At 29.6% G+C, this 3,243-nt stretch carries 2 protein-coding genes; both read left to right on the forward strand.

All coding sequences use genetic code 11. From position 1 onward, the window contains the following. On the forward strand, positions 1-2,473 hold a 2,473-nt coding region (locus ABWO04_RS10700), incomplete at its 5' end, for a TonB-dependent receptor plug domain-containing protein (RefSeq protein WP_353079692.1). 144 nt (positions 2,474-2,617) lie between these two features. Beyond that, the coding region (locus ABWO04_RS10705) for a beta-helix domain-containing protein (protein ID WP_502903987.1) at positions 2,618-3,243 on the forward strand (626 nt) is incomplete at its 3' end.

Here is a 3,243-nt window from a genome sequence, read left to right on the forward strand (position 1 = left end):
AAATTCAAATAGTATTGAAGGGATTGTAATTAAAGGTTCTACAAATAAAACCAAAGAAACGGCTTTGTTGAAAGAACAACAAAAAGCAGTGGAAATGAAACAAAGCATTGGTGCCCAAGAAATGGAAAGAAAAGGGATTAGCGATGTGGAAGAAGGATTAACGAAAGTAACTGGTATTACAAAAGCAGAATCAAAAGGACTTTTTGTGAGAGGATTAGAAAATAGATACAACAACTTATTAATTAACGATTTACAAGTTCCATCTAACAGTCCATTTAAAAAAATTATTCCTTTAGATTTATTTCCTACGGATATTGTTGGTGTTTTAAGTGTATACAAAACCTTTAATCCAAATGTTCCTGGAGATTTTGCTGGAGCAACAATTAATGTAGAAACTTCTGAGCCACAAAGCGCTCAAACTAAACTTAGCTTAGGTTTTGGATATGTTACAGGTAATAATGGTATAGATTTCTTGCTAGCTGAAACGGCTAATAATAGCGAAGGTTTTTTTGGAATTCAAAAGAAATTTAGAACCATCCCAACAGCATACGGAAACATAGGAAATGTATCATTATCTTCTACAGAATATAAAAACGGATATGCAAACAATTCTTGGAATGTAGATAAAGTTAGCGCGCCAATTAACAATAGTATAAGTTTTAGTCATTCTGACAAATTTAAATTTGACAAAAACCGTTCGTTTTCTTACTTAATGTCATTAAACTGGGATAATAAATATCAATTTAGACAAGGTGTAGAAAGAACTTTCATTGAGGGCGGAAATGAATATTACAACAATTTCGTTAATACCTCTTACAATTATATTACAAGTACATCTGCATTAGTAGGTTTGAAATATAAATCTGATAGATTTCAAATCGCAACCAATTCGATGTTTTTAAGAACTACAGAAAGTTTAATTCAAGATCAATTTGGAGTTTCTGCTACACAAAAAAGTATTCCAAATAGATTAATTAGATTGAATCAATTTGAACAATCTGATTATTTTAACAATCAATTATCTACAAGTTATAAATTAACTTCAGATAACAAACACAGTGTTAAAGCTGCAGTTTCTTATGTGAAAACTATTTTTGAATTGCCTGATAGAAAATTCTTAGTTGGTTTACGTAATAATGATTTATTTTCAAATACTTACGGTGGAAATACACTTAACCGTCAAAACTTTAGAATTAAAGGAAACTATTTTATGAGTGGATTAGTAGAATACAACTTTAATTTTGGGAAAGAAACAGATGGAAAAACAAATAAATTATCTGTTGGATATAATTCTTTCAGAAACAATTTAAGTGCTACGTACCGTTTATTTGCTTCAATTCCAATTAATTCTGGTTTACAAAGCACTACTGATATAAATGATATTAATAGCCAAATTATGTCTGATGCAGAAAATGGATTAATTTTCGAAAGAGAAGAATCAAATGTATCGTACAAACAAAAATTAGATCAATTTGTAAATGCTGGATATGCAAATCTTTTATTTAATATCAATGAAAAATTAGAAATTAATGGAGGTTTAAGATTAGAGGCATCAAATAGAATCATTAAATATAGAGATTTAAATACGTCTACAAGTTTTGATGATACTTATATTAAAAATCAAGTTAAGAAAAACTATTTTTTACCAGCCATTAATTCAAAATATAAATTAAACGACAAATCTAATTTACGTTTAGCTGCATCTCAAACCATAACAAGACCTGTTTTAATGGAATTGTTACCTGTTCAAATTGTAAATCCTGATGGAACTGTTACATTAGGAAATAAAGATTTAGTAGATACTCAAAATTTAAATGCTGATTTTAAATATGAATTCTTTTCAGATAAAAAAGATATGTTTGCAGTTGGAGTATATGCTAAAAACATAAAAGATCCAATTGAAAGAATTTATGAAGCGAGTGCCTCTTTATTGACTACCTACAAAAATTCAAAAGTGGCTAACTTATACGGTGCTGAATTTGAGTTTATTTTAAATATGGCGAATATTTCTTCAAGTTTAGAAAATGTTTCTTTAGGTTTTAATACCTCATTCATGAAAACGCAAGTAGAAATTGCTGATAACAACCAATTAGAAAACTCAAGAAAAAGAGAACTACAAGGTGCTTCAAATTGGGTAATTAATGCTGATGCTAAATATGAATTCAACATCAATCAAAAAATTAAAAATACAGTTACTTTAGTTTATGGAGTAAAAGGGAAAAATATTTATTCGGTTGGAACTGCAGGATTGGATCATATTTACGAATTACCATTTCACAAGTTAGACTTAGTCTTATCAAGTAAATTAACTAAAAACTTAAATGCAAAATTTTCAGCAGATAATATATTAAATCCAGTTCAAAAATTCGAATTAGGTTCAAATAACAGAACTGCTATTGTAGAAGATTCATTAATTGTAAGAGATTATAAAAAAGGAGTGGGACTAAGTTTTAACTTAAGCTACACATTCTAATAATAAAATCCTGTTTCGGCAGGATTTTTTATTTACAGAAAATTTACATAGCCAGAAATTCTTAAATTTTTAATAATATATGGTTAACGATATCATTAAGCAGTCAACATAAATTTGTGTAACAAAACTAAAAAACAAAATAACATGAAAAAATTAGTCTTAAGCTTATCAGTATTAAGTTTATTATTCACAGGTTGTTCAGAAGATAACGACGAAACTACAACAACTAAAACACCAGTAGTTGGAGAAATTACAGGTGACATTACAGCAAATACGAATTATGTATTTGGAAACTATACTTTAAAAGGTATTGTAAAAATTAAACCAGGAGTTACTGTAACTATTGAAGCAGGCTCTAAAGTTACTGCAACACTTGCAGATGGAACAGTAGATGCATTAGTTGTAGAAGCTGGTGGAAAATTAATTGTTAACGGTACGGCTGCTGAACCAGTAGTATTTACTGAATCTTCTCAAACTCCAGGTTCTTGGGGTGGAATTATCATGTATGGAGACGCTCCTATTGTAGCAGTTGGTGGATTAACTACTGCAACTTCAGAAGACGGTTTAGCAAAACCTTACGGTGGAACTAATGCTACACACAATGGTGGTACTTTAAAATATGTACGTGTTGAATACGCAGGAAAGAAAATTACTGATGGAACTTCAGAAATGAACGGGTTCTCATTTTACTCTGTAGGTTCAGGAACAATTTTAGAAAACTTAGTAGCTTATAAAGGAGCTGATGATGGTTTCGAATTTTACGGAGGAAC

Origin of the sequence: Flavobacterium sp. (assembly GCF_040382755.1) — a bacterium.
GTDB lineage: Bacteria > Bacteroidota > Bacteroidia > Flavobacteriales > Flavobacteriaceae > Flavobacterium.